The 25,729-nt window shown below is 70.3% G+C and carries 22 protein-coding genes; 13 read left to right on the forward strand and 9 right to left on the reverse strand.

The genetic code is table 11. The features are described 5' to 3' along the window. Positions 1 to 34: 34 nt before the first annotated feature. From AC0HS0_RS16045 to AC0HS0_RS16055, 3 genes are all read right to left on the reverse strand, one after another. On the reverse strand, positions 35 to 967 hold the full coding sequence (locus AC0HS0_RS16045; RefSeq protein ID WP_472965113.1) for a nucleoside hydrolase: 933 nt from the start codon (positions 965 to 967) through the stop codon (positions 35 to 37). Further along, on the reverse strand, positions 964 to 1,791 hold the full coding sequence (locus tag AC0HS0_RS16050; protein WP_472965114.1) for a ribokinase: 828 nt from the start codon (positions 1,789 to 1,791) through the stop codon (positions 964 to 966). The genes AC0HS0_RS16045 and AC0HS0_RS16050 overlap by 4 nt, the downstream gene beginning before the upstream one ends. Before the next feature lie 104 nt (positions 1,792 to 1,895). Next, positions 1,896 to 4,706, reverse strand: coding sequence for a helix-turn-helix transcriptional regulator (locus AC0HS0_RS16055; protein ID WP_472965115.1), 2,811 nt, complete (start codon positions 4,704 to 4,706; stop codon positions 1,896 to 1,898). Positions 4,707 to 4,869: 163 nt separating this feature from the next. Here AC0HS0_RS16055 and AC0HS0_RS16060 point away from each other — a divergent pair, with 163 nt between their 5' ends. The 6 genes from AC0HS0_RS16060 to AC0HS0_RS16085 all read left to right on the forward strand — a co-directional run bounded on the left by AC0HS0_RS16060 (position 4,870) and on the right by AC0HS0_RS16085 (position 9,697). Continuing rightward, positions 4,870 to 5,775 carry an alpha/beta fold hydrolase gene (locus tag AC0HS0_RS16060; protein WP_472965117.1) on the forward strand — a complete coding sequence of 302 codons (906 nt, stop codon included), beginning with the start codon at positions 4,870 to 4,872 and terminating at the stop codon, positions 5,773 to 5,775. A gap of 187 nt (positions 5,776 to 5,962) precedes the next feature. Next, positions 5,963 to 6,871, forward strand: coding sequence for a polyphosphate kinase 2 (gene ppk2 / locus AC0HS0_RS16065; RefSeq protein WP_472965118.1), 909 nt, complete (start codon positions 5,963 to 5,965; stop codon positions 6,869 to 6,871). Positions 6,872 to 6,957: 86 nt separating this feature from the next. Then, positions 6,958 to 8,115 (forward strand): inorganic phosphate transporter, encoded by a 1,158-nt coding sequence (locus AC0HS0_RS16070; RefSeq protein ID WP_472965119.1) that lies wholly within the window; start codon positions 6,958 to 6,960, stop codon positions 8,113 to 8,115. A gap of 5 nt (positions 8,116 to 8,120) precedes the next feature. Next, positions 8,121 to 8,408 (forward strand): hypothetical protein, encoded by a 288-nt coding sequence (locus AC0HS0_RS16075; protein WP_472965120.1) that lies wholly within the window; start codon positions 8,121 to 8,123, stop codon positions 8,406 to 8,408. A gap of 99 nt (positions 8,409 to 8,507) precedes the next feature. Further along, on the forward strand, positions 8,508 to 9,092 hold the full coding sequence (locus AC0HS0_RS16080) for a hypothetical protein (protein WP_472965121.1): 585 nt from the start codon (positions 8,508 to 8,510) through the stop codon (positions 9,090 to 9,092). Continuing rightward, positions 9,089 to 9,697 (forward strand): RES family NAD+ phosphorylase, encoded by a 609-nt coding sequence (locus AC0HS0_RS16085; RefSeq protein WP_472965123.1) that lies wholly within the window; start codon positions 9,089 to 9,091, stop codon positions 9,695 to 9,697. Before AC0HS0_RS16080 ends, AC0HS0_RS16085 begins: the two co-directional genes overlap by 4 nt. Here AC0HS0_RS16085 and AC0HS0_RS16090 read toward each other — a convergent pair. Beyond that, complete coding sequence (locus AC0HS0_RS16090; RefSeq protein WP_472965124.1) at positions 9,690 to 10,133, reverse strand: tautomerase family protein; 444 nt, start codon at positions 10,131 to 10,133, stop codon at positions 9,690 to 9,692. The two genes, AC0HS0_RS16085 and AC0HS0_RS16090, sit on opposite strands and share 8 nt — an antisense overlap. Before the next feature lie 91 nt (positions 10,134 to 10,224). Between AC0HS0_RS16090 and AC0HS0_RS16095 the strand changes: the two genes are divergently transcribed. From AC0HS0_RS16095 to AC0HS0_RS16125, 7 genes are all read left to right on the forward strand, one after another. Further along, positions 10,225 to 10,797 (forward strand): TetR/AcrR family transcriptional regulator, encoded by a 573-nt coding sequence (locus AC0HS0_RS16095; RefSeq protein WP_472965125.1) that lies wholly within the window; start codon positions 10,225 to 10,227, stop codon positions 10,795 to 10,797. After that, positions 10,797 to 11,447: a DNA-3-methyladenine glycosylase family protein gene (locus tag AC0HS0_RS16100; RefSeq protein ID WP_472965126.1), complete on the forward strand. Its 651-nt coding sequence runs from the start codon at positions 10,797 to 10,799 to the stop codon at positions 11,445 to 11,447. Before AC0HS0_RS16095 ends, AC0HS0_RS16100 begins: the two co-directional genes overlap by 1 nt. 99 nt (positions 11,448 to 11,546) lie before the next feature. Continuing rightward, a complete protein-coding gene (locus AC0HS0_RS16105; protein ID WP_472965127.1) occupies positions 11,547 to 12,524 on the forward strand; it encodes a glycoside hydrolase family 6 protein in 978 nt (325 codons plus the stop codon). A gap of 140 nt (positions 12,525 to 12,664) precedes the next feature. Further along, positions 12,665 to 13,684, forward strand: a complete 1,020-nt coding sequence (locus tag AC0HS0_RS16110; protein ID WP_472965128.1) for a hypothetical protein — start codon at positions 12,665 to 12,667, stop codon at positions 13,682 to 13,684. Between the two features lie 9 nt (positions 13,685 to 13,693). Next, on the forward strand, positions 13,694 to 15,193 hold the full coding sequence (locus tag AC0HS0_RS16115; protein ID WP_472965129.1) for a CHAT domain-containing protein: 1,500 nt from the start codon (positions 13,694 to 13,696) through the stop codon (positions 15,191 to 15,193). Continuing rightward, positions 15,190 to 17,964, forward strand: a complete 2,775-nt coding sequence (locus AC0HS0_RS16120) for a tetratricopeptide repeat protein (RefSeq protein WP_472965130.1) — start codon at positions 15,190 to 15,192, stop codon at positions 17,962 to 17,964. Before AC0HS0_RS16115 ends, AC0HS0_RS16120 begins: the two co-directional genes overlap by 4 nt. After that, entirely contained in the window at positions 17,961 to 19,634 is a 1,674-nt protein-coding gene (locus tag AC0HS0_RS16125; RefSeq protein ID WP_472965131.1) for a hypothetical protein, read from the forward strand. Before AC0HS0_RS16120 ends, AC0HS0_RS16125 begins: the two co-directional genes overlap by 4 nt. Before the next feature lie 3 nt (positions 19,635 to 19,637). Here AC0HS0_RS16125 and AC0HS0_RS16130 read toward each other — a convergent pair whose 3' ends face one another. From AC0HS0_RS16130 to AC0HS0_RS16150, 5 genes are read right to left on the reverse strand one after another with little or no spacing between them, the layout of a single operon-like run. Next, positions 19,638 to 21,929, reverse strand: a complete 2,292-nt coding sequence (locus AC0HS0_RS16130; protein WP_472965132.1) for an exo-beta-d-1,3/1,6-glucosidase — start codon at positions 21,927 to 21,929, stop codon at positions 19,638 to 19,640. Further along, on the reverse strand, positions 21,926 to 22,987 hold the full coding sequence (locus AC0HS0_RS16135) for an ABC transporter permease (RefSeq protein WP_472965133.1): 1,062 nt from the start codon (positions 22,985 to 22,987) through the stop codon (positions 21,926 to 21,928). Before AC0HS0_RS16135 ends, AC0HS0_RS16130 begins: the two co-directional genes overlap by 4 nt. Before the next feature lie 2 nt (positions 22,988 to 22,989). After that, positions 22,990 to 24,066: an ABC transporter permease gene (locus AC0HS0_RS16140; protein ID WP_472965134.1), complete on the reverse strand. Its 1,077-nt coding sequence runs from the start codon at positions 24,064 to 24,066 to the stop codon at positions 22,990 to 22,992. After that, a complete protein-coding gene (locus AC0HS0_RS16145) occupies positions 24,063 to 24,875 on the reverse strand; it encodes an ABC transporter ATP-binding protein (protein ID WP_472965135.1) in 813 nt (270 codons plus the stop codon). Before AC0HS0_RS16145 ends, AC0HS0_RS16140 begins: the two co-directional genes overlap by 4 nt. Continuing rightward, positions 24,872 to 25,696: an ABC transporter ATP-binding protein gene (locus AC0HS0_RS16150; RefSeq protein WP_472965137.1), complete on the reverse strand. Its 825-nt coding sequence runs from the start codon at positions 25,694 to 25,696 to the stop codon at positions 24,872 to 24,874. Before AC0HS0_RS16150 ends, AC0HS0_RS16145 begins: the two co-directional genes overlap by 4 nt. Positions 25,697 to 25,729 lie beyond the last annotated feature (33 nt).

Below are 25,729 nucleotides of genomic sequence, written 5' to 3' on the forward strand. Positions count from 1 at the left end.
GGAATTCCGCACCCGACGTGAGCTGCACGGATTCTCAGGCGCCTCCGGAGCGGCCGAGCACTGCCAGGATCGCGGCCGCCGCGGGCTCGGTCGCGACCACGGCCGTGTGCACGGGACGCTCGCTGCCCCCGCTTCCGCGGACCGTCCTCCCACGCCCCGCACCGGCCTCCGTCTCGACGGTGATCGGCCCGTCGAGCCGGCCGGTGACGGGGAGCAGCTCCAGCGCGACCAGCGCCGCGAGCGGGTCGTGGAGGGCCGCGCTCCGGCTCTCGAACACGCCGGCGTAGAAGTCGAGGTACAGCTCGAACGCCAGGGCGACCGCGTGCAGGAGGGGGTCGTCGCTCGCCGCGAGACCCTGCACCTCCTCCGCCGTGATGACGTGGTCCATGGTCACGTCCAGCGGCACGAGCGTGATCGTCCACGGAGCGGCGAAGACGATCTCGGCGGCCTCCGGGTCGTTGAAGATGTTGGCTTCGGCGATCGGAGTGATGTTCCCCGGCACCTCGACGGCGCCGCCCATGATGGTGACCCGGCGGATGCGCTCGGGGAGGGTCGGGTCGACGGCGAGCGCCTCCGCGAGGTTCGTCAGCGGACCGATGGCGAGGATGTCGAGCTCCCCCGCGTGACGGTGCGACAGGCCGAGCAACAGCTCCACCGCCGTCGCCGCGACCGGCTGTGCCAGCGGCTCCGGGACGACGAGTCCGCCCAGGCCTTCCGATCCGTGCACGTCTGCCGCGGCGCCGCCGAACCGCCCGTTCAGCGGGTCGTGCCGGCCGATCGCGACCGGGATGTCGGTCCTTTCGGCGAGCTCGAGCAGATGGAGGGTGTTGCGGGCAGCGACCGCAGCGGAGACGTTGCCGCTCACCGTGCCGATCCCGACGAGGTCGGCGCCGGCGCGGAGCAGCACGGCGATCGCCAGCGCGTCGTCGATCCCGGTGTCGCAGTCGAGGTAGAGCGGAGCTGTCATGTCATCGCCTCGTAGTCGTGGAGCGGGAGGAGAGCCGGTTGGGAGGCCGGGTCGGCGACCGCCGCCGCGCCGACCGCCGAGGCGGTCGCGAGCGCCGAGCGCGGGTCGGCGCCGGCCGCCAAGCCTAGTGCGACGGCCGCGCAGTAGGCGTCGCCCGCGCCGACCGAGTTGACGACCGTGGCGGGCATCGCGGGCACCGCGGCCGTGCGCTCGCCGTTCTCGAACAGCGCGGACCCTGCACTGCCGTACGTGACGACCACGCGGCGCGCGGCGCGCAGCGACTCCATCGCCGCGTACTCGTGCTCGTTGACCACGATCAGGTCGGCCCGCCGCACCAGCGCGTGAGGGAGGTCGCGTGCCGGGGAGGCGTTCAGCACGGTGAAGGCATCGGTCGCCAGGAACGCGGCCTCCACCACCTCCACCGGGATCTCGAGCTGCGCGACCAGCACCTCGAACGTGTGCTCACCGGCAGGCGCGACGACCTCCGCGTTCGCGCCCGCGCAGACGACGATCTGGTTCTCGCCCGCGTCGTCGGTCACGATCAGGGCGACGCCCGTGGGCTCCTCGACGCGCCGGACGTTCTCGACATCGACCCCGACCGCGCGGAGCGTGTCGAGCGCGAGGTCGCCATCGGCATCCGGACCGACCGCGCCGAACATCACGACGTCGGCGCCCAGCTGGGCCGCCGCCGACGCCTGGTTGGCGCCCTTGCCGCCCGCCTCGCGGCGGAACGCGCGACCGGAGACCGTCTCACCGGGGTTGGGGAGGCGCGGCGCCGAGGCCACCAGATCGATGTTGATGCTGCCCAGCACCGCTGCCCTCATCGCGTCACCCTTTCAGCACTCGCTCGTTCGCCGCGGCGACCACGATAGCGCGGAGAAGCCCGGCTGACCGGCGAGCGCACGGCTCCCGACGACGCGGCCCCGCCTCACGCCGAACCCAGGCCCCGCGCGAGGGAGCCCACGGCGTCGGTCCGCAACTCCCTCCTAGTCGTCACCCCGAGCTTGGTGAACACCTTTCCGAGGTGCCACTCGACAGTGCGCGGGCTGATGAAGAGCTGCGCTCCGATCTCCGGGTTGCTGCGGCCGTCCGCGGCGAGCCGGGCGATGAGCGCCTCCTGCTCCGTCAGGTCGTTCACCGTGTCGACCGTCCGGGCTCGGGCGGTCTCCCCCGTCGCCGCGAGCTCCCTGCGGGTGCGCTCGGCGAAACCCTCCATGTCGACCTCGCGGAAGAACTCGTGCGCGGCCCGCAACTGGTCGCGCGCGTCGACGCGGCGGCCCTGCCTGCGCAACCATTCGCCGTAGACGAGCTGCGTGCGCGCCAGCGCGACGCGGATGCGGGTGCGGGCGAGGCGGTCGATCGACTCGCGGTAGAGAGCCTCGGGGTCGCCGGCGTCGTCGGCGTCGCCGGCGAGGAGCGCTCGACACCGGGCCAGCACTCCGAGCGCCCAGTCGGTTCCGGAAGCCTCCGTGATCTCCGTGAGGCGCGCGAGTGCCTCCGCGCCTCTGCCGGTACGGTCGCTGCGGGCGGCCGCTTCGACCAGCTCCGGGTAGACCCACGTCGACAGTCCGAGCTCGAACGGATGGGCGGCGGCGCGCTCGGCGACCTCCAGTGCCTCGTCGTACCGGCCGAATGCGTTCAGGAAGACTGCGCTGGTCAGCTCGGTTCCCGCGAGCCAGAGTCCCTCCCCGCGAGCGGCAGCGTCGGAGCGGTTCGCGTCCAGGATCGCCCTGGCCTCGGCCTCGCCACCACCCCAGGCGGCACGGAGGAACGCGATGTGCGGGCTCATCCCGTGACCGGTCGCCGAGGTCACGGCGTCCGCCTCGGCGGCCACGGCGAGCGCGGCGGGGAGGTCGCCGATGAAGAGTTCGACGGTGAACCGCTCCGTGAGCGCGATCGACAGCATGCTCAGGGCGCCCGACCGGCGGGCGAGGTCCACATTCCGGGCGGTCAGCTCGATCCAGGCGATGTCGTCGCCGACGGCGCGCGCAGCGCGGGAGGCCGGCCACAGCCACCGCAACGCGTCCGCGTCCGGAAGCGGATCCGCGCGCATCGTGTCCAGCGCCTCGCGCAGCAGCGGCACGCCGGCGGCGTAGCCGTGCGTGACCAGCCGCGCGAAGCCGCCGAGCAGCAGCACGCACGCCGACGATGGCCCCTCTCCGGCGCCATTCCAGCGCGCCTCCGCGACCGCGGACGCCACCGCGTCGAGGGCGTGACCGCCGTCGGCGAGCCGCCCGGCGAAGAGCGCGGCCGTGAACGCCTCGAGATAGGTGTCGCGGGCCGTGCTCGCGTCCAGCGTCTCGAACCGCTGCGCGGCGCTCAGCAGCAGCGCGGGCGCCTCCCTCCCCCGGGTGGAGGCGAACGCCAGCCGGGCGCCCAGCAGCTGGGCCCGCGCCCGGTCTTGCTCGGACTGCGGCCCAGCGGCTGCGGCGGCGAGCATCGCGCGAGCCGCGTCGACGTCGCCCGCCTGCATCCCCGCGTCGGCGGCGGCGAGCGCCCGGCGTGCCCGGAGGGAGGGGTCGGGCGTGAGCTCCATCGCTCGTGTCAGAAAGGCGGCCGCCGCTGCCCACCCGCCGCGCGCGCACGCCCGGTCCGCCGACTCCTCGAGCTCGGTCGCGACCTCCTCGTCGAGGCCCGTCGTGGCCGCTGCGCGGTGCCAGGCCCGGTCGTCTTGGTCGGCCGGGTCGACGATGGCGTCCGCCAGCGCCCGGTGCGCCGCACGCCGTTCGCTCTCCGTCGCCGAATGCGAGACCGCCGACCGCATCAGCGGATGCCGGAACCGCACCTGTGCGCCGAGCTCCAGCAGCCCGGCCTCCCGGGCGGGCACGAGCGCGTCGGCCGGGATGCCGACCACCTCGGCGGCGCGCCAGAGAAGGGCCACGTCGCCGGACGGGTCCGAGGCTGCGATCAGCAGCAGCCGCCGTGTCTCCGGAGGCAGCGGGTCGAGCCGCCGGGCGAAACCGCGCTCGATCCGGTCGGTGAGGGCCTGGCCATCACCGGCGGACGCGTCCACGGCGTCCGGGTCGTGCGAGAGCTCGCGGAGGGCGAGCGGGTTGCCGCGGGCCTCCGCGAGGATCCGGCTGCGCACCCGTTCGTCGAACGGGCCGGCGACGACCGAGTCGAGGAGGGCCCGCGCATCGGCGTCGGCGAGGCCGCGCAGCTCGAGCGCGGGGAGGTCGTCGATCCCGGTCACAGCCGGCGCCGCACCACCGGATTCTTCCGCATCCCGCACCGCGAACAGCATCCCGATGCGCTCGGCGCCGAGCCGCCGGGCGACGAACGCCAGGGTCTGCAGCGACGCGGTGTCCACCCACTGGGCGTCGTCGACGACGCAGAGGAGCGGTGTCGACTCGGCGACCTCCGCAAGCACCCCCAGCACGGCCAGCCCGACCAGGAAACGGTCGGGCGCCTCCCCGCTCCTCGTGCCGAACACTGTGCCGAGCGCCTGCCACTGCGGCTCCGGCAACCCGGCGACACGGTCGGCGAACGGTGCGCACAGCTGTTGGAGCACCGCGTAGGCGAGCTCGGCCTCCGACTCGACGCCGCCCGCGCGCACGACCGTGAAACCGGCCGCACGCTGTGCGGTGTAGTCGAGCAGCGCGCTCTTACCGGCGCCCGCCTCGCCGCGCAGCACCAGCACGTCGCTCCGGCCGGAGGCGGCGAGCGCCAGAAGCCGGTCGAGCCGTGCGGTCTCGTCGCTCCTGCCCCGCAACGCACGGCGCTCTTCCTCGATCGTCATGACCCACCGCCGCTTCCGACCCTAGGGATCCGGCCTCCCGCTGGCAAGGGACCCGCACGGGCGCAGACCCGGGTGTCACCCGGGGGTCACCCGGGCGCGACGGGTCGAGCCGACGATCACGATGGGTGACATCGAAACGAGATCTCAGGAAAGGGGATCCATCATGAACACCACCGCAACCACCACCGCCCGCTCGGCCTTCGGCATCGGAGTCGACCTCCGTGACGGCTTCGCCGAGGTCGCCGACGGCGTGACACTGCACTACGTGGAGGCCGGCACCGGCCCGCTCGTCCTGCTGCTGCACGGCTTCCCGGAGTTCTGGTACGGCTGGCGCGACCAGATCGCGCCGCTCGTAGCGGCGGGCTACCGGGTCGTCGCACCCGACCTCCGCGGCTACAACCTGTCGTCGAAGCCGTCGGCGTTCGAGGACTACACGGCCGACAAGCCGGCCGCCGACATCGCGGCGCTGATCGGGGCACTCGGCAGCGAGACCGCGACCGTCGTGGGCCACGACTGGGGCGGCTCCATCGCCTGGACGCTGGCGATGAACTCGCCGGAGGTCGTCGAGCGGCTCGTCATCCTGAACGCGGCGCACCCGCGCAAGCTCAACGAGGGCCTGAAGAGCCCGCGTCAGCTCGAGCGCAGCTGGTACTTCTTCTACTTCCAGCTGATGGGCACGCCGGAACGGCACGCGGCCAAGGACGACTGGAAGTTCTTCGCCCGCTTCTTCCGCGACGCGCAGCCCGCGTACACCGAGGACGAGCTCGACCGGTACCGTGAGGCCTGGTCGCAGGACGGCGCCGCGACGGGCATGATCGACTACTACCGCGCGGCCGTGCGGCTGGGGTCGAAGCAGAAGGTCCTCACCGTCACCGCACCCACTCTCGTGATCTGGGGCCAGGAGGACCGCTTCCTGGGTGCCGGCCTGGCCGAGCCGCACGCGGAGGACGTACCGAACCTGGTCGCCGTCGAGCGCCTCGAGGGAGCATCCCACTGGGTGCACCACGACGAGGCCGAGCGGGTGAACGAGCTGCTCATCGAGTTCCTCGCCACCGGTCAGGTGGCCTGACCCGGACCGCGGCGTGCAGCCGTCGTCGAGCAGGAGAGCAGCGGGCGGGAGACCCTTCGGGGTCACCCGCCCGCTCCCGAAGCGCTCGCCGGACGTCCGTAGTATCGGCCGTACACCTGGGTCGCGTACACTCCCGGCTGCGAGGCCGGCAGGCGCGCACCGGGCCACGCGGCGATCAGGAGGACCGATGACGGGCGAGTTCCCCAACGACGACCTCCGCGAGTACATCGAGTACCTGCGGACGGCCGGTTACACCGTGCAGGGCGGGCACACTCCCGACCCCGACCTGATCGACCCCGAGGGCAACCCGGTCTACACCTGGCAGGAGGGCTACCCGTACTCCGAGCGGATGACGCGCGAGCAGTACGAGCTCGAGAAGTACCAGCTTCAGGTGGAGCTGCTGAAGTTCCAGTACTGGCTGGAGGACAACGACCGCCGCGCGGTCATCGTCTTCGAGGGACGCGACGCGGCGGGCAAAGGCGGCACGATCAAGCGGTTCACCGAGCACCTCAACCCCCGCACGTCACGGGTGGTCGCGCTGACCAAGCCCAACAGCCGTGAGCGCGGCCAGTGGTACTTCCAGCGCTACGTGCAGCACCTGCCCACGGCCGGCGAGATCGTGATGTTCGATCGTTCCTGGTACAACCGGGCGAACGTGGAGCGGGTGATGGGATTCTGCACCGACGAGGAGTACGAGTCGTTCATATCGCAGGCGCCCGCGTTCGAGAAGATGCTCGTCGACTCGGGCATCCACCTCACCAAGTTCTGGTTCTCGGTCTCGCGGACCGAGCAGCGCACCCGCTTCGCCATGCGTCAGCTCGACCCGGTGCGCCGCTGGAAGCTGTCGCCGATGGACATCGCCTCCCTCGACAAATGGGATGAGTACACGGCGGCCAAGGAGGAGATGTTCCGCCGCACGGACAAGCGGCACGCTCCGTGGACGATCGTCCGCTCCAACGACAAGAAGCGTGCGCGCGTTAACGCGATGCGATACTTCCTCGGCCAGTTCGACTACGACGGCAAGGACCCCGCCGTGGTCACGCGTCCTGACCCGCTGATCGTCATGCGCGGCAAGAGCCTCGACGCGGACGAATAGCGGAGGCCCGGGCCCGCACCGGGAGTTCATCCGCAGTTCATCTCGCCGCGGTGAGCTCCCGCAGCACCCGGTCTAGGTTTCGCCGCATGGACGTGCTCATCCCTGTTCTCCTCGTCGTCGCGATCGCGCTCGCCTTCGACTTCACGAACGGCTTCCACGACACGGCGAACGCCATGGCGACCTCCGTCGCGACCGGCGCCCTCAAACCGCGGGTCGCCGTCCTGATCTCGGCCATCCTCAACCTGGTCGGGGCACTGCTCTCCACCGCCGTGGCCCAGACGGTGTCCTCGGGAATCCTCAACGAGAACGCGAAGGGCGTCCCGCAGATCACGGTCGCGATGATCTTCGCCGGCCTGGTCGGCGCGGTGCTGTGGAACCTCGGCACCTGGTGGCTGGGCCTGCCGTCGAGCTCGACGCACGCCCTCTTCGGCGGTCTGATCGGCGCCGCGATCATCGGGTCGGGGCTGAGCGCCGTGAACTTCGGAGGCGTCCTCACCAAGATCGTCGTGCCCGCGCTGCTCTCTCCGTTCATCGCCGGCGGCGTCGCGCTGATCGCGACCTTCATCGCCTACCGGGTGACACGCATGGCGAGCGTACGGGGATCGCAGATCGGGTTCCGTCACGCGCAGACCGTCTCCGCTTCGCTGGTCTCCCTCGCACACGGCACCAACGACGCCCAGAAGACGATGGGAGTCATCACCCTCACCTTGATCGTGGCCGGGTACCAGTCGGCGAACACCCCGCCGCAGCTCTGGGTGATCATCAGCTGCGGTCTGGCGATCGCGATCGGCACCTACAGCGGCGGATGGCGCATCATGCGCACGGTCGGAAAGCGGATCACCGACATCCAGCCGGCCCAGGGTTTCGCCGCGGAGACCAGCTCGGCCTCCACCATCCTCATCTCGTCGTCGCTGGGGTTCCCGCTCTCCACCACGCAGGTCACGTCGGGCTCGGTCATCGGCGCCGGTCTGGGCAAGAGGCTGGCATCGATCCGCTGGGGGGTCGTCGGCCGGATCGCGTTCGCGTGGGTGATCACACTGCCTGCCGCTGCCGTCGTCGGCGGCCTCGCCGCCTGGCTGGCGAACAGCAGCCTCCTCGGGCTGCTCATCGTGGCGCTCCTGGGGCTCGTCGCCGGCGTCGGCTTCGTCCTCCTCGCGCGCCGATCGCCGGTGAACCGGCGCAACGTCACGGAGGAAGCGCCCGAACCCGAGCACGAGCTCGCCGATGCCACCACGGAGGCCTGAGAACGATGGACGCATTCAGCACGGCAGCGCAGCAATCGTCGAGCGCCGAGTTCCTCGGAGTCCACTGGGGCTCCCTCGCGCTCGTGACGGTCGTCGCCCTGACGGTCACGGTCGTCGTGGTGTTCTTCTACTCGCTCGGCCTGCGACTGCTCGCGGTGGGCGCGACGCCGGATGGCGGACCCGCGCCACGACGACCCGTCGTCGCGACGATCGGAGCCTGGGCGTGCATCGCGATCGGCGCCGCGGCGGTGCTCTACGGGATCTACCTGGTCATCCCCGCGTTCCACGCGTGAGGCTCGGTCGCGCGACCGAGCGCTCACAGACGCGGTTGACATGGTTGACACATCGGCGCTAATGTGAGTTGACGCAGTTGACGCGCCTGGAGGTCATCCATGAGTACCGTTTCTCCCGAGCGTCCGCCCAAGTCCGCGCGGGACGTAGAGCTGCATCGTGCAGACGAGATCTCGGACGCGGTTCGAGTCCGGCTCCTCGAGCTGGTCGACCAGGGCGCCGAGCTGATACAGCTCGGTGATGCGGATGACGTGGCGGCACAGCTGGTCAGTCGGCTGCCGGTCGCGAGCCCGTGGCCCCAGATCGTCGGCCCGTGTTACTCGAGCGGTTCGCTGCAGCGCGAACTCCGGATGAGTCGTGCCGCGCTGTCGAAGGCGGCCGGTGAGCGCCGCCTGCTTCGCCTGGAGACCTCGGACGGCCACTACGTCTATCCCGCCTTCCAGGTCGTCGACGGCGCACTGGTGCGAGGGCTCCGTGAGGTGCTCAATGCTCTCCGACTCGGCGCGCGGGACGATCCCTGGACGTGGGCGCAGTGGCTGAATACGCCCGTTCCGGACCGGACCGCCGTCGTCGTCGCTGAGGGTGCGGAGCCCCCGACGCGTCGGAACATCGAGCGGCTCGCCGACGGGGATATCGCGGGCGTGGTCCACGACGCCGAGCTCGCGGCAGTGAGTTGGGCCGCGTGACGGCGGTCCAAGGGCCGCCCGACCGCACTCGCGACTACCGAGCGTTCCCGGTCCGGCAGCTCCACGCGACGTCGAAGATCTTCCGCGCGCACGCGCCGCGCCGGAGCGCCTGGTGGTTCGACAGCAGTATGTACGGCAGGTTCAATCTGCACGTCGAGCGCGGCACCTGTTACGCCGCGACGAGGATGCGGACCGCGGTCCGCGAGAAGCTCCGCGACCAGATCATCACCAGTCGCGTGGTATCGCGGAAAATGGCGGATTCATTCATCGTCTCGGTCATCACCACGCCGTCCGATTATCGATGCGCCGCAGTGAGCAGTGCGCGGGCCGTCGACCACGGCGTCGTCAGAGAGCTGGTGACGCGGTCCGACTACGGCATCCCGCAGGAATGGGCCCAGGTTCTCGATGCCAACGGCTTCGACGGAATCTTCTACGGCTCCGCGTACACGACGGGAGCAGCTACGGCCATCGCGATCTTCGGCGACGCCGGGAGCGCTCCCGCCGGGTACGCCGAACGGCAGCACATGAGCGGTGCTGAGGCGTGTCGGGTATCCGGGATCTCGGTCGTCGGGCCACCCACGATGGACGCGCTCACGATCATCTGAGGCGCTCCGCCGCCTTCAGCTCCGCGATCTGCGCGCGGGCCGCGAGCACCAGCTCCTCGTTCGTGTCGGCGTGACCTCCCAGCCCCCAGCCGCCTTCGACGGCCTCGGTGAGCAGCACCCAGGTGCGGTCCGTGACCGAGGGGTCGCCCGCGGCCTCCGCGACGAGAGCCGTGAACTGTTCGACCACGGCGAGCTGCTTGGCGCGGTCGAGGGCGCCGGCATTGGTGAGCACCTGCACACGCACGTAGTTCGAGTCGCCGCCCACGTTCGAGAGCGCGCCGGCGGGAAGGTCGTGGACGAAGGCCGCGGTGTTCGTTCGGAACAGGGGGATGTCGGGCACCTGCTCGATCACCTTGAGGGTGTCGGCGAGGGCGCGGGCGAGCGCGTGCGTGTCGGAGAACGTTCCGGCGGTGGCGTAGACGTCGATCATGGGCATGGGAATCAACTCCTCGAATCCGGGTCAGCGCGACCAGTGTGGAGTATGATGACCGTCATAGTCAACACCTCCTGACACGAAAGGCCGATGGATGGGCTCGGACGCCAAGGCGCGGATGATCGAAGGCGCGGCCCGGCTGCTGGCCGAGAAGGGCCTCCAAGAGACCTCGTTCTCGGAGGTCGTCGCCCTCACCGGGGCCCCGCGCGGGTCGATCTACCATCACTTCCCGGACGGCAAGGCGAGCCTGGTCGCCCAGGCCCTCGAACTCCAGGGAGCGAAGTCGAACGCACTCATCGAATCCGCGCGCGGCAAGCCGGCCGTCGACGTCGCCTCCACGTTCATCGGCGGGTGGCGGAGCCTCCTGATCGTCTCGCAGTTCCGTGTCGGCTGCTCCGCCGTCGCTGTCACGGTCGCGGCGGACTCCGACGACTTGCTGCGGCGGGCCGGCGACGTGTTCCGCGGGTGGGCCGAGCTGCTGGCCGAGCTGCTGACTCTCGGCGGCGTGACGCCGGCCGCGGCGCCCGGAGCGGCCACGCTGCTGATCGCGGGGAGCGAGGGAGGCGTCATCCTCAGCCGCGCGCAGGCGAGCATCGAGCCGTTCGACACCGTCGCCGAGCAACTGCTCGCCCAGGTGCGGGCACTGAGCGACGGGACTTCGACCTGATGCTGCAGACCGGCGACCTCGAAACGGCGGCGGCGGAGCTCGGCGCGCGCGACCCGGTGATCGCCCGCCTGTACGAGCACCTGGGCATCCCGCACTTCCCCATCCCGTTCGAGAGCCCGTTCGCGTCGCTGGTCCGCGGCATCTGCTACCAGCAGATCGCCGGGGCTGCAGCGACGGCCATCCACGGCCGTCTCGTCGCCGCGCTCGGCGACGTGGTGCCCGAGCGCATGCTCGCCCTGACGGACGAGGACCTCCGCCGGGTCGGGCTCTCGAAGAACAAGGTGCTGTCGCTGCGGGATCTCGCGTCGCGGGTCGTCGACGGCGACGTCGTGCTCGACACCGCCGCCCTGGACGCGCTCAGCGACGACGAGGTGATCGCCCAGCTGTCGCGCGTCCGCGGGATCGGACCGTGGTCTGCGCAGATGTTCCTGATCTTCCACCTCCACCGTCTGGACGTGTGGCCGATCGGCGACCTGGCTGTCCGCAAGGGGTACGGCCGCGGATGGGGAGTGCCCACCCCGTCCCCGAAGGAGCTCCAGGCGGCGGGTGAGGTCTACCGCCCCTACCGGACGATCGTCGCGTGGTACTGCTGGGCGGTCGCGGCCGAGCCCGCCTCCGGCGACTCCCTCGCGGTTCACCCGGCCCCGTGAGTGCCGCCCGAGTGCGTCTATCGAATCAGCCGGGGATCCTCACGCTTCGGATCTGCGCAGACGACTGACTTCCGGCCGCAACGAGCCGATAGTGCGGGTATGCGCACACTCATCGCACTGCTGGGCACAGCTCTGGTTGCGACTGCGCTCCTGACGCCCCTGCCGCCTGCCGCCCCGGCCCCGGCCCCGGCCGGCGACCCGGCGTTCGGCAGCCGGCTCTACGTCGACCCCACCAGCGACGCCCGGCTGGAGGCCGACCGGCTGGCCGCCTCCGGCGACACCGCGAAAGCGGCGCTCATCGAGCAGATCGCGAGCCGTCCCACGGCCGTCTGGCTGGGCGACTGGTACGGTCCCGCCCTGCTGAGCAGCGTGATCCAGCGGCATCTGCGCGCCGCAGCCGCGCAGGGGGCGACACCGGTCTTCGTCACGTACGCGATCCCGGACCGCGACTGCGGAGGCTTCTCCGCCGGCGGCTTCACGCCCGACCAGTACCTCGACTGGACCCGTCGGATCGCCGCCGCCCTGACCGGTAGCCATGCCGTCGTCCTGATCGAGCCGGACTCCCTCTCCATGCTGCCGAGCTCGAAGTGCGCGGGAGTCGCGGACACCCGCCTCCCGCTGCTCCGCTCCGCGGTGAGCATACTGGCCACGGCCGGACTCACCACCTACCTCGACGGCGGCAACGCCCGCTGGCTCACCCCGGATGTGCAGGCGACGTACCTGAAGGCCGCAGGCATCGCCGACGCGCGCGGCTTCTTCACCAACGTCTCGAACTTCGACGCCACACCGGTCGAGCGCGACTACGCAGGCAAGGTGTCGTCGCGCGTCGGCTGGAAGCACTTCGTGATCGACGTCTCACGCAACGGCAACGGCTGGACGGGCGACTGGTGCAACCCGCCCGGCGCCGCGCTCGGCCAGAACCCGCAGATCACCGAGTCGCCTACGGCCAAGCTCGACGCGCTGCTCTGGGTGAAGCATCCGGGCGCGAGCGACGGCCCCTGCTACGGCGGGCCTGCGGCGGGGCGCTGGTTCGAGAGCGGGGCGGAGGCGCTGGTGCTCGGGCGCCGCAGCACGTGAATCCGCAGCGGCCCGCTCGGCGCCGGCGGGCTGACGATCGTCTTGCCGCCGGTCGCAGGTCGTGCCAGTATGCCGCCCAAGAGTTCGCGATCTCAGCGGGGTGAGGCCGCGCGTACACACGTGGCGAACGCGGGGTGGTCATGGGAGATCTGTCGGGCTGGATCGCCGGCCTCGTGAGTTCCTCCACGCAGCCTCCGCTCTGGCTGCGTTATCCGCAGCCACCGGACGGCGGAGAAGGAAGCGAACTCATCAAAGGCGTCGACTACTTCCGTGTACGCGTGCACCGCATCAACCTGGCTCGCGACAAGACCTGGTTCCAGAAGTACGCGCCTGTCCTGGTCGTCGCGACGCAGTACTCGTACGACGGACAGGAAGTGACGAAGCCCGCCGTGGTGGGGCCGTCGCTGATCGACGCCCTCGGCGTACCGGCTGACGCCAATCCCGAGATCGTCGGCCCTGTCGTCGCAGGGCCGCACCCGCTCGCCGACCCGAACCTCACCGTGACCATCTCGCTCCAGAAGGTGGCCAGGGAGGACCGGATCGGCCCCCTGCTGAACATCGTCGAAGGAGCGACCAAGGCCCTCGACCTGTTGAGCGGCCTGACACCGTTCGCATCGGTCGCGCGGGTGGTCGTCGACGGCGTCAACGCGCTGACCGGCGGCGACGGCCCTCTCTTCGCGCGTCAGGTCACCTTCTCGCCGGTGCGGACGTCGTACTACGCGGCCGTCGCAGCCGGCCCCACGGTGGACCGTCGCTCGTTGTTCGTCAAAGACGACGACCTCGTCCACCAGGTCGATGGCGCCTGGGTCCCGTTCCGTTCGGCCGACTTCGTGCTCTTCAGTGTCGACCGGGTGCCGGCTGCCGACATCGACGTCAGCCGGCTCTCGATCGAGCCCCTGTGGCGGACCGCGCGCGACAACGCCATGAACGCGATCGACGACCAACGCAACGCCGTCCTCCGGGCCAGTTATCTGGCGCTCCTCCAGGCAGCCGCGAAGAGCCCGGATCTCACCGCTCCGCACCGGGTGTCGCTGGAGGCGTATTGGCACGACAGACTCATCGAGCTCCGATCGAAAGCCCGCGGCGCGGCCGAACTGGGAGGCGCCTCGGCGGGGCCGGATCCGGCCCTCGGCCTCGCGCTTTCGGCGCTCGAGTTGTGAGGAGACGGGATGAAGGAGGTCACGACCTGCGTCCTCACCTTCGAGGATGAGAACACCACCGTCTTCACGGACGACCTCCACTTCAAGGACAAGCTCGCCGTGAGCGGCACGGTGTCGCGGGGCCTGGCCTACAGCGTCGTCAAACTGCTCCATCGGTGGGTCCGGGAGGACGTGGATCCGGGCGGAGGCCTGGACGGACGCCGTGACGTCCTCATTTTGCTCGGCAGCGCGCTCTACGAAGTCGCATTCAGCGAGGACAAGCCGCCGGGCGCTCCCTACTCGGTGCGCTCGGCCTTCGAGGAGACGCTGAACGAATGCAAGGAACAAGGCCGCGGCGTCCGGCTGCGGATCGTGTTCGAACAGAAGGTGGAGGGCCTGGCCGACTTCCCGTGGGAGTTCCTGTTCCACCCGCGGCCCGACGATCAAGGCAAGTTCTTGGCGGGCGAGGACACCACGTTGACTCTGACGCGCTATGTGCCCAACAGCGACCGTTGGGACGATCCGCGACCGGAGGATGACGATCACCTGCGGATCCTGGTGGTGCAGTCGACGCCATCGATCCCCGACCTGGCGAACCTCGACTCCGGGAAGATCGACGAATTCGTCGGGCGACTGGGCGCCCTCGACTCCAACCGGTTCTCGGTCGAGACGCTCTACTGCCCGAGCCCGGCCGAGTTGAAGGCGAGGATCGCGGTCGGACCGGGTCCGCACGTGATCCACTTCATCGGGCACGGACGCAACAGCACCCTCGCGTTGACGCGCGAGCGGGCGGAGATCGACGCGGAACGCGCAGCGTACGAGCAGGCGCTCGCCGTGGGCGACCTGACTGCGACGAAGCCGAAGGAGGAGGTCTGGATCGACCAGCGGACGGCGACGGGGATCTTCAGCACCGGGATGGACGATCCGCACGCCCCGCACCGTCTCGTCTTCCTCCACTCGTGCGAGAGCGCGAGATCGCCCGCCACCCCGTCCATCGTGAGCACGTTCACGAACCTCGCACGCGCACTCGCTGCGCGCGACCGGATCACAGGCGTCATCGCGATGCAGTACACCATCGGCATCGATGAGGCGGAACTGTTCGCGAACTCCTTCTACAGCGCCATCAGCGACCACAAGCCGATCGACGAGGCCGTGGCCTATGCGCGCAAGGAATGCGCGGAGACCCCCGGCGCCGGAGGCAACTGGTGGACCACCCCGACCTTCGGAACACCGGTCAGCTACCTTCGCCACGACGAGGCTCTGCTGGCAGGCGAACGACGACCTCCCGCCATGCCTGCTCCGACGCACGCCGCGACGAGCACGCGATCGTCTGCCTTCGACCCCACGCCGGCGCCCCCGCGCGCGCAGCGACCCTCCGAGAGCGCGCCGGCGGCGGCACCCACCTCCCTCCTGGGATCGAACACCTCGTCCGACTTCGCGGCGCCGACCGCGGCCGGTCGGCCTGCCTCGCCCGGTGGCCTCCGGGCTCCGCAACCTCCGCGCTTCGACGACGACGAGGATGAGCGATGACCACCGTGAGCGATAGCCGCAGGGCGTTGACGCCTGCGACGGAGGATCTCACCGAGCTGGTCGCCCAGGCCTACGCGTCCGCGGTCCGCGCGGGCGTCTCGATGCGGCACTTCCCCGAGATCGTCGAGCCCATCCGGGTCACGGCGCGCGAGGCGCAGGATGCGTTCGACGTGGCCGCCGCGATCGATGCGGCGACCTTGAAAGTCGTCGGCGACCCGCTTCAGCCCGTGCTGCAGCGTCTCCGCACCGATTACGGCGCCGCGATGGTCGCCCGCGCCACACACCTGCTCACGGGCCGGGACCCGGACCGCATGTGGTCGCGACTATTCGTAGCCTCGCTCACGGGGACAGATCTCCGGCTGTGCGCCGAGTTGGTCCGCATCGCCCCGGAGTCCACGCTCGCGCGACCTCAGCGGGAGAGGCTCGCCTCCGCGCTCAGCAACGCGCGGGACGACTGGTGGGCTCCCCTCGGCGAGGAACTCAGCCGGTTCCGGGACGACGATCGCCTGGGACCCGCAGAGCAAGGCGAGGTGCTCGGCGCGTCGTCGCTGATCGCACTGCGTCAGCTCGATGAGCCGGGTGCGGCGTCGAGGATCGCCGAGGACGCCGTGCGGACGTGGCCGGAGTCCGCGCTGGCAGCCGAGGCGCACGGCTGCACACTCGTCGCCCTCGGCGAGAACGAACGCGGCGAACGCGTTCTCAGCGACTACGTCCGCGAGCATCCCAAAGCCGCCAGTGTGCGAGCCGCGCTGGTCCGGTGCATCGCATTGCGATCGGCCGAGGAGGCGGAGCAGGTGCTGCAGACGCAGCTCGAGGAATCTCCGTTGTCGAGCGAGTTGATCGGAGCCGTACTGAGCGTCTACTGTCTGCCCGCGCTCTTCGCCGCGCGCAAGACGCGCATCCCGGTCGTACGCGCTCAAGCTCTGGCCGTCGATCCCTTGTCCGCTTACAGCACCGATCTCGGCATCGCCATCGCTCATCTCGATGCCGAGGAGTACGTCGACGCGCGCGCCCTCCTCCGACGGCTGGAGCAGGATCGACCGGACAGGCCCGACGCGTACATCACCGACGCGCGCTGCGCCCTCGGCGCCGGGGAACCGGACACGGCGACCGGGCTCCTTCTGCGTGCACTGGAGGCGCGCCCCGAATGGTCGGACGTCGCAGCATGGCTCGCTTACGCACGGTCGGAGGCGGGCGACGCAGAAGGCGCAGCCGAGTGGAGCAGGCGAGAAGTCGAGTGGAACCGGAAAGAGGTCCAGTGGGCCTCGGGCGGCAGCGGCCTCCCGTTAGCGAGATGTGCGACCTACCAGGATCGCCTCGCCGGGTCACCGGCCGATGGCCTCGCCGCCTGGGAGACGTGTCGGCAGGCGATCACCGCGGCGCCCGAGGACGACCGAGTGCTCGATCAGCTGAGGGATCTGCTGCAGCGTCGCTGGTCATCGGGCGGCCAGCAGGAGGTCACGGCCCTGCTCGACCTGGCGCTGGAACGGCGCGGGGAAGCGTTCCGCGCGAGCTATGAGACGCGGGTGGGCGATCTCCTGCTGAATGCCGGTGACGCGGAAGCGGCGCTCGATGCGTACGCGCGTGGGGCGGCCGCCGCGGAGTCACCGCAGGTCCGCGCGCAGCTCGAGCGCGCCCGTGCGACCGCGTTCAGGGCGCTGGAACGGTGGGACGAGGCTCTCATCGCGCTCGACACCGCGCTCGGGCTCGACGACGACACGACCGTCGATGCGACCGAGCGGTCGCGCACATTCAATCTGCGTGCCAACGACGAGGTCGGTCGAGGAGAGGTCGACGCCGCGGCCGCGGGATACTCCTCCGCGATCGCGATCGCGGAGGACGAGCCGGTCTTCCACAGCAATCTCGCGTACGCACTCGAGCAGGGCGCCCGCCTCATCGATTCCGAGCGGTTCGACACGGCCGAGGCGCTGGATCGTGCCGCCGCGGAACTGCGCCGCGCCGCCGAACTGGACCCGCAGGGAGGGTACGGCGACCGGCTCGAGGCCGTGATCGAGCGGCGGACCGCTGTCGACCGCTTCGGCGAACTCGTCGACGCACCGCTCTTCAAACCGTGGATCATCGTCGATCTCGGTCCGGGTCTCGTTCCGCTCTTCGACCCGGAGCAAGAGGGCAGCGAGGTCTTCGACGAGCTCCTGCCGGCCGTGCAGGAAGTCCTGAAGCTCCGGACGGGGTTCACCTTGCCGCGTCCTCAGCTCCGACCTGCGGAGCAGCCCGAGGACCAGTACCGCATCAGCCTGTTCGGCTGTCTGCGCGCGCTCGGCACCGCACGGGCCGGCGAGGAGTGCGTCGTGGCCACGGAGGAGCGGCTGATCCAGCTCGGCGCACCGGCCGACGCGCTCACGCCTGCTCGGTTGCCGCGCAACTCGGAGCCCTGCTGCTGGGCGCCCGTCGCCGTGCTCGACGAACTCGACCTCGGCGACACGGAGCGGATTCCGGTGGCCGAGTTCGTGATGGAGCATGTGCTGGTGGAGGTCCTGACCGACCCGGCGCCGTTCTTCACGCTCGATGTGGCGAGCCGCTGGGCCGCCACGCTGACCGTAGAGATCCCCGAATCAGAACTGCCGTTGGACGACGATTCGGAACTGGCCTTGGCACGAGCACTGCGCGGGATCGTGAAGTCGGGCAAAGCGATAGACGGCGATGTGGTCGTCGAGGTGTTGCAGCGGCTCCACGAGGCGGCCGGTCGCGACCCGCTCGTGCGTGCCGCCGAAGCGGTCGCGCACTACGGCGGCGAAGGATCATCGTCATGACCGGCGAGATCGGAGTCGCCGTGATCGCCGTCGAGATACGGCGTCGCGAGCCGATCACGACCGCGACGGAGGAGCGCATCGCCACCGCAGTCCTCGGCCGGGTCTCCGAGATCGTCACGCAGCTCGGCCTTCCCGCGCGAGCCGACGTCCGCATCGTGACGGAGACGACCGCCGACGATCGCCTGAGCGTGATCGTTCGCGTCAATGGCGCCCGGTGCCGATTCCCGGCTCGTACGATCGGGCTCGCGGCTCTCGCGGTCGACGGGTCGCTGCCGGAGTCGGTTATCGTCGGGCGCTCGGCCGGTGTTCCGCCGATCGCCGATGAGCATCTGCCGGAGATCGTCGCACTCACCTGCGCCGAGGCGATCCGGCAGAAGCCGTCGGTGCTCGTGAACGACCCGATGATGCTCGAGCTCGCCCGTTCCGTCGGATCCCGGCCCGAGGCGACCCCGCAGACCGCTGACCCCGCCCTGTTGCGACGCATCATCGGGCCCGTGCTCGATCTGGGCATCGGGATCGCGCCCGTCGCGCTTCTGGCGGAGGTCATCGCGTCCCACGCGGGCGAGCCTCCGGAGCGCGTGTCCGAAGAGCTCGTCGCGCGGCTGGCGCCGGGCAGGCTGGAGATCCTCGTCTCCGACCCGGTCCGGACGGAATTCGAGTCGGATGAGAACGTCGGAGCGGCGATCGAGGCGATGGCCGCCGCCATCTACGATCAGTTCGGGACCGTCCCCCCGCGGTTCGTCTTCGCTTCAGCCACGTTGCCGCCTGGCACGTTCGCGTTGCGTGTCAACAGCCTCGCCACAGTCCCGATCCGCCTCCTCCCCGAGGACCGCTGCTACGTCGACGCGACGGCGGACTCGATGCGCTTGTCGGGGTTCGTCGCAGAAGCGATCCTCAACCCGGCCAGCGACCTGGAGGCGGCGCTGTGCGATCTGGCCGACAGCGCACGGATCGACGAGTCCGGGCTCCTGAGGTTCGATCGCGTCGGCCATGTGATCTATCGCGCTGCGGTCTGCGCCTTCCACAACGCCGGGTTCTTCATCACCCGGGACAGCCTCCTCGCCCAGCTCGCGGCACTTCAGCGGTACGGCCCGTTCACCGTGAGCACCGCGCGCAGAACGCTTCCGGATCACGAGCTCACAGGGCTGATCCGCAGGCTGGCGCTCGATCGCGTGCCGCTGGGCGATCTGGTGCCCACGCTCGAACGCGTCGTCGATCTGCGCGCGCTGGCCGGAGGGACGGATGTCGACGTCGTCCTCACCGAGCCAGCAGATCCCGAGCCGGCGGATCCCGAGCCGGCCGTGGAGTCCGACTCGTGGACCGATCGCGCCGAGGACTTCCTCCGCACCGGTCTCCGCCATCAGATCGGCGAGCGCTTCTGCACCGGCCCGCTGAGCATGCTCTACTTCGTGATCGACGACGCCGACGGCCTGCTCGACGGTGTCGAAAGCAGCGAAGCGCGCGAAGACGCGCTGATCGGGGCCGTGGCGGAGGCGGTCTCCCGGCTTCCCGCTTCGTCGGCCCTTCCCGTGATCATCACGACCTCCGCTCGAAGACGCGTCCTGCGCGATCTCCTACGACCCACGTTCCCGCTGCTCGCGGTGCTCAGCATCGGCGACCTCCCGCCGACGCTGTCGTACGAGCAGGTCGAGACGATCGGGAGCCCGTGAGAGTCACCGCACCGCGAATCCCGCCACCAGCAGGTCGACCTCCCGCGACGACGCCCCGACCAGCAGCTCGAACTCCCCAGCCTCGACGTGGCGGACGCCCGCCGCGTCGACGATCGTGCAGTCCGAGACCGGCAGCCGCAGGCTCACCCGCGCGGTCTCCCGCGGGGCGAGGTCGACCTGGCGGAACGCCTTCAGCTCGGTGTCGGCCCAGCTGACGCTCGTGACCAGGTCGCGCACGTACACCTGCACCGTCTCGCGAACCGGGCGGTCGCCGGTGTTGCTCACGGTCACCTCGGCCACGATCTCGTCGTCGACGCCGAGCGTGTCGCTCGCGAGCGTCAGGTCGGAGTACTCGACGGTCGTGTACGAGCGGCCCTGGCCGAACGCCCACGCGGGCGCCTGGGTCAGGTCGGCGTAGCGGTCGCCGTGCTGGCCGCGGATCTGGTTGTAGTAGGTCGGCTGCTGGCCGACGTGGCGGGCGAACGAGATCGGCAGGCGTCCAGAGGGCTCCACCTGCCCGGCGATGATCTCGGCGATCGCCTGACCGCCGAGCATGCCCGGGTTCGCGGCCCACATCACGGCGGCGGCCTTCGCGGCCGACGGCGGCAGCACCAGCGGCTTGGAGGCGAGGAGCACCACCACGACGGGCTTGCCGGTGGCGATCACCGCGTCGAGCAGCGCGTTCTGGCCACCGATCAGCTCGAGCGTCGCCGTCGAACGGCCCTCGCCCACGAGCTCGATCCGGTCGCCGACGACGGCGACGACCACGTCGGACGCCTCGGCGGCGGAGACGGCCTCCGCGATGAGCTCGGCGGAGGGCGGCGTCGGCACGACCACGCGAGGCCGCGGCTGGCCGTCCTGGAAGGTCGCCCCGCGCGGGTCGTCCTCGAGGGTGAGGATGTCGGCGCCGCGCGCATACTCCACGCTCCAGCCGTCGATCGCCTGCAGGCCGTCGAGCACCGTCGTGATCATCTCCCGCGGCTGGCCGTCGAGCCAGCCGGCCTGGCCGGAGCCGCCGGCCCAGTCGCCGAGCTGGGTCTGGGCGTCGTCGGCGAGCGGGCCGACGAGCGCGACGCGCAGCGGAGCGGAGGGCGCGTCGGCGGTCGCCGGAACAGCCAGCGGCAGCGTCCCGTCGTTCTCGAGCAGCACGATCGAGCGGCGAGCGACCTCCAGGTTGAGCTCGGCGTGGGCCGCGCTGCCGACCACCTCGTCCAGGCGGGGCGACGGGAGGCGCGGGTCTTCGAACAGGCCGAGGTCGAACTTGAGCGTCAGGATGCGCGCGACGGCCGCGTCGAAGGCGTCCTCGGCGAGCATTCCCTTCTCGACGGCCTCCAGTGCGCCCTCGAAGAACAGGGGGGTCGTCATGACCATGTCGTTCCCCGCGGTCACGGCGGCAGTCGCGGCATGCGCGTGGTCGGGCTGGATCTTCTGCTCCCAGACCATGCGGCCCACGTTGTCCCAGTCGGTGATGAGGGTGCCGGTGTAGCCCCACTCGCCGCGGAGCACCTCGCTGAGCAGCCAGTCGTTGACCGTGATCGGCACACCGTCGGTGCTCTGGTAGCCGAGCATGAAGGTGCGGCAGCCTTCGCGTGCCACGCGCTCGAACGGCGGCAGGAACCAGCTCCGCAGCTTGCGCCGCGAGATGTCGGCCTCGCTCGCGTCCCGGCCGCCCTGCGTCTCCGAGTACCCGGCGAAGTGCTTCGCCGTCGCCAGGATCGCGGTCGGGTCGTCGAGCCCGTCGCCCTGGTAGCCGCGCACCATGGCGCTCGCGAGCTCGCCGATCAGGAACGGGTCCTCACCGAACGTCTCGCTGATGCGGCCCCAGCGCAGGTCGCGTGCGATGCACAGCACGGGCGAGAACGTCCAGTGCACACCGGTGACGGCGACCTCCTCGGCACTCGCGCGGGCCACGCGCTCGATGAGCTCGGCGTCCCAGGAGGCGGCCATGCCGAGCTGGGTCGGGTAGATCGTGGCGCCCGGCCAGAACGAGTGCCCGTGGATGCAGTCCTCGCCGACGAGCAGCGGGATCCGCAGCCGGCCCTCCCCGGTCAGCCGGTTGGCCTCCAGGATGCGCTCCGGCGAGGTGTGCAGGATCGAGCCGACGTGACGGCGCAGCACGTGGTCGCGGAGGTCGTCGCGCGCGTCGAGCTGGAGCATCTGCCCGACCTTCTCTTCGATCGTCATGCGGTCGAGGAGGTCGGCGACGCGTTCGGCGGTGGTCAGCGACGGGTCCTGGTACGGAAAGAGCGCCTCCTGTTCGGCTTCGGTGGTCGTGGACGGGAGGATCGAAGTCATGCGGTGTTGCTTTCGGGTGAGGCTGCGGCGGGCGTAGCGGTGTCCGTGCGCACCTGGGTGACGGCGGCGTTGACGTTCATGCCCTTGCGCTTCATCGCACGGGCGCGTTCGCCGGCCGAGCGGAGGCGCGGGTTGACGTACTCGTCGATGCCGAAGTTGATGAGGGCCAGGGACACCCCGAGGAGGGCGATGCACAGTCCGGCGGGGACGTACCACCACCAGTAGTCCGGGAAGGCGTTGTTCTGCTGCGCCCAGAACAGGATGGTTCCCCAGTTCAGGTTCGACACCGGGATGACGCCGATGAACGCGAGGGTGGTCAGGCCGAGCACGGCGGCCGTCATCGTGCCGACGAAGCTGGAGGCGATGATCGCCATCAGGTTCGGCAGCATCTCCACCAGGATGATGCGGTGCAGGGGCTCACCGTTGGCGCGCGCGGCCTGGATGAAGTCGCGGTTTCGCAGCGACATGGTCTGCGCGCGCAGCACGCGCGCACCCCACGCCCAGCCGGTCAGACCGAGCACCGCGGCGATCAGCGCGAGCGGCGGGTCCTGGAACTGGGAGGCGACGATGATCATCAGCGGCAGTCCGGGGATGACCAGGAACACGTTCGACAGCGCCGACAGCGACTCGCTCTTCCAGCCGCGGAGGTAACCCGCGGTCACACCGACGATGATCGCCACGACCGTGGCCATGATCGTCGCCAGGAACCCGACGACGAGCACGCCGCGGGTTCCGTAGATCAGCTGGCTGAAGACGTCCTGGCCGATGTGCGTCGTGCCGAGGAGGTGCGTGAACGACGGCGGCTGCAGGGTCTCGTCCAGGTGCTGGGCGTTCGGGTCGTACGGTGCGATCAGCGGGGCGAAGATCGCCACGAGCACGAAAACGCCCATGATGATGAGGCCGGCCGCCGACTTCGGGTTGCTGAACATCGCCAGCGAGACCTTCAGCTGCGACCAGAACGTGGTCTTCTTCTGGGGCTGGTGGGGCTGCTGCCGGTCGACGGCGCGAACGGCCACGGTCTCCGGGGTGCCCACACCGGTGGAGGTGGGGATGGTCATGGTCAGGCCTCCGTCTGACGAGTGCGCGGGTCGAGGATGGCGTAGGCGATGTCCGCGATGATGTTCGCGATCAGCACGGCCAGGACCAGGACGAGGAAGATGCCCTGCATCAGCGCGTAGTCTTTCGCGCTGGTCGCGTTGAGCAGGAGCAGGCCGATGCCGGGATACGAGAACACCATCTCCATCACGATCGTGCCGCTGACGATGAAGCCGATCGCGAGCGCGAAGCTCTGGATCTGCGGGAGCACCGCGTTGCGGGCGGCGTAGCGCCACAGCACGCGCCGGTTCGGCATGCCCTTCGCCTGCGCCACGGTGATGTAGTCCTCGTCGAGGACGGTGAGCATCATGTTGCGCATGCCGAGCACCCAGCCGCCGATCGAGACGATCACGATGGTCAGCATCGGGAGGGCGGCGTGCGAGATCACCTGGCCGATGAAGTCGGCGTTCCAGCCCGGGTCCACCCCCAGCTCGTAGGCGTGCCCGGCGGGGAACCAGCCGAGGGTGGTCGAGAAGATCGCGATGAAGATCAGGCCGACCCAGAAGTACGGCACGGTGCCCAGGAACGTCGTGATGGGGATGAAGACGTCGAGCCGTCCGCCGCGCCTCCAGCCGATCACGGCGCCGAGGCTCGTGCCGACGAGGAACGAGATCACCGTGGCGAAGCCGACCAGTCCCAGCGTCCACGGCAGGGCGGAGGCGATCGCGTCGCCCACCGGCGCCATGCCCGTGGAGATGGAGACGCCCAGGTTGCCGTGCAGCAGCATGTCCCAGTAGTTGACGTACTGCTGCCAGAGCGGCACCGACTGGTCGACGCCGAACATGATGCGCAGCGCCTTCTCGGCGTCGGGGGTCAGCTGGCCCTGGCTGCGGGCCATGTAGGCGCTGACCGCGTCGCCCTTCATCAGCCGGGGCACGAAGAAGTTGATGGTGATGGCGGCCCAGAGGGTGAACGCGTAGAAGGCCACGCGGCCTCCGATGAAGCGCCACGGGATGCGGCGGCCCTTGCGCTCGGCCCGGGTGGCCGTCGTGCCGACGAGGGTGGGGTCGACGCCCGCGGACGCTGTGGTCTCGGCGCTCACAGGGCACCTCCTGCAGTCTGTGCGGCCAGCGCCGCGAAGTGCTTCTCGGGGTCGGGGGACGCGGCGCGGAGCTCGCGCGTGTACGGGTCCTGCGGGCGCAGGATGACGTCGTCGGCAGGGCCGTGCTCGACGATCCTGCCCTGGTTGAGCACGATGATCTCGTCGCTGAAGTGGCGGGCGGTCGCCAGGTCGTGCGTGATGTAGAGCACGCCGAGGCCGTCTTCGCGCTGCAGGTCGGCGAGGAGGTTGAGGACTCCGAGCCGCAGCGACACGTCGAGCATCGAGACGGGCTCGTCGGCCACCAGCAGGGCGGGCCGCGACGCGAGGGCGCGTGCGATGGCCACGCGCTGGCGCTGGCCTCCGGAGAGCTCGTGCGGCCGCCGGTCGATCACGGCGTCCGCGTCGAGGCGCACACGGGTCAGGAGGCGCCGCACCTCGTCGTCGACCTCTTTGCCCGGGACGACCTTGTCGAGCCGGAGGGGACGTTCGATGTGGTGGCGGATCGTGTGCGAGGGGTTCAGCGAGGCGAACGGGTCCTGGAAGACCATCCGCAGCTGCTGGCGGTAGCGGCGCAGCCGCTTGCCGCTGCGCGGAATCGGCGCGCCGTCGAGCAGCACCTCCCCGCTGGTCGGGGTCTCCAGCTGCGTGAGGATCTTCGCGATCGTCGACTTGCCGCTGCCGGACTGGCCGACCAGTCCGATGGTCTGCCCGGATCCCAGCGCGAAGCTGACGTCGTCGAGGGCCTTGAGCTGCCCCGAGCCGCGGACGTTGTAGAGCTTGGTGATGTTCTTGAACTCGAGCGTCGTCATCGGACGACCACTCCTCTCTCGCCCGTGAGCCGCGGGAACGACTTCAGCAGCGTCCGCGTGTACTCGTGCTGCGGGTCGGTCCAGATCTGCTCGGCCGTGGCCAGCTCGACGATCTCGCCCTCGCGCATGATGGCGATCCGGTCGCTGATCTCCAGCAGCAGCGGGAGGTCGTGGGTGATGAAGACGACGGAGAAGCCGAAGTCGTGACGGAGCTGCGAGATCTGCTTGAGGATCTCGCGCTGCACGAGCACGTCGAGGGCGGTCGTCGGCTCGTCCATGACCATCAGCTGGGGGCGGAGCGCGAGGGCCATGGCGATCATGACCCGCTGGCGCATGCCGCCGGAGAGCTCGTGGGGGTACGAGCGGATGCGCTGGCCGCCGACCTTCACGATCTCGAGGAGCTCGATGACCGCGGCCTTGCGCTCCGCGCGGCTCATGCCGGGGCGGTGCACCAGGAAGACGTCGTCGAGCTGGGCACCGATGGTGGCGACCGGGTTGAGGGCGTTCATCGCGCCCTGGAAGACCATGGACGTCTTGTCCCAGCGGAAGCGGCGCATCTGCTCCGCGTCGAGGGTGTTGATGTCGATGTCCTCGCCGCTCTCGTCGTGGAAGACGACGCTGCCGGTCGTGATGACGGCCGGGGGCTTGAGGAGGCGCTGCACGCCGTAGGCGAGTGTGGTCTTGCCGCATCCGCTCTCGCCGGCGAGACCGACGATCTCGCCGCGCTTGATGTCGAGGGTCACGTTCTTCACCGCCGCGACGGGCGGATCGACGTCGTACACGACCGAGAAGTCGCGTATGGAGAGAAGGGAGTCTGTCATGGTGCGCTTTCCGTCCGCGGGTCGCCCGGGGCG

The sequence above is a fragment of the Leifsonia sp. PARNA 1/14 genome, assembly GCF_055720965.1.

Bases quoted from the DNA above. Each gene is read 5' to 3' on its own strand.
- AC0HS0_RS16090 (WP_472965124.1), bottom strand. From the start codon at position 10,133: ATGCCCATGATCGACGTCTACGCCACCGCCGGAACGTTCTCCGACACG.
- AC0HS0_RS16075 (WP_472965120.1), top strand. From the start codon at position 8,121: ATGGACGCATTCAGCACGGCAGCGCAGCAATCGTCGAGCGCCGAGTTC.
- AC0HS0_RS16045 (WP_472965113.1), bottom strand. From the start codon at position 967: ATGACAGCTCCGCTCTACCTCGACTGCGACACCGGGATCGACGACGCG.
- AC0HS0_RS16080 (WP_472965121.1), top strand. From the start codon at position 8,508: ATGAGTACCGTTTCTCCCGAGCGTCCGCCCAAGTCCGCGCGGGACGTA.
- AC0HS0_RS16050 (WP_472965114.1), bottom strand. From the start codon at position 1,791: ATGAGGGCAGCGGTGCTGGGCAGCATCAACATCGATCTGGTGGCCTCG.
- AC0HS0_RS16145 (WP_472965135.1), bottom strand. From the start codon at position 24,875: ATGACGACGCTCGAGTTCAAGAACATCACCAAGCTCTACAACGTCCGC.
- AC0HS0_RS16125 (WP_472965131.1), top strand. From the start codon at position 17,961: ATGACCGGCGAGATCGGAGTCGCCGTGATCGCCGTCGAGATACGGCGT.
- AC0HS0_RS16100 (WP_472965126.1), top strand. From the start codon at position 10,797: ATGCTGCAGACCGGCGACCTCGAAACGGCGGCGGCGGAGCTCGGCGCG.
- AC0HS0_RS16095 (WP_472965125.1), top strand. From the start codon at position 10,225: ATGGGCTCGGACGCCAAGGCGCGGATGATCGAAGGCGCGGCCCGGCTG.
- AC0HS0_RS16055 (WP_472965115.1), bottom strand. From the start codon at position 4,706: ATGACGATCGAGGAAGAGCGCCGTGCGTTGCGGGGCAGGAGCGACGAG.
- AC0HS0_RS16130 (WP_472965132.1), bottom strand. From the start codon at position 21,929: ATGACTTCGATCCTCCCGTCCACGACCACCGAAGCCGAACAGGAGGCG.
- AC0HS0_RS16115 (WP_472965129.1), top strand. From the start codon at position 13,694: ATGAAGGAGGTCACGACCTGCGTCCTCACCTTCGAGGATGAGAACACC.
- AC0HS0_RS16105 (WP_472965127.1), top strand. From the start codon at position 11,547: ATGCGCACACTCATCGCACTGCTGGGCACAGCTCTGGTTGCGACTGCG.
- AC0HS0_RS16110 (WP_472965128.1), top strand. From the start codon at position 12,665: ATGGGAGATCTGTCGGGCTGGATCGCCGGCCTCGTGAGTTCCTCCACG.
- AC0HS0_RS16120 (WP_472965130.1), top strand. From the start codon at position 15,190: ATGACCACCGTGAGCGATAGCCGCAGGGCGTTGACGCCTGCGACGGAG.
- AC0HS0_RS16070 (WP_472965119.1), top strand. From the start codon at position 6,958: ATGGACGTGCTCATCCCTGTTCTCCTCGTCGTCGCGATCGCGCTCGCC.
- ppk2 (WP_472965118.1), top strand. From the start codon at position 5,963: ATGACGGGCGAGTTCCCCAACGACGACCTCCGCGAGTACATCGAGTAC.
- AC0HS0_RS16135 (WP_472965133.1), bottom strand. From the start codon at position 22,987: ATGACCATCCCCACCTCCACCGGTGTGGGCACCCCGGAGACCGTGGCC.
- AC0HS0_RS16060 (WP_472965117.1), top strand. From the start codon at position 4,870: ATGAACACCACCGCAACCACCACCGCCCGCTCGGCCTTCGGCATCGGA.
- AC0HS0_RS16150 (WP_472965137.1), bottom strand. From the start codon at position 25,696: ATGACAGACTCCCTTCTCTCCATACGCGACTTCTCGGTCGTGTACGAC.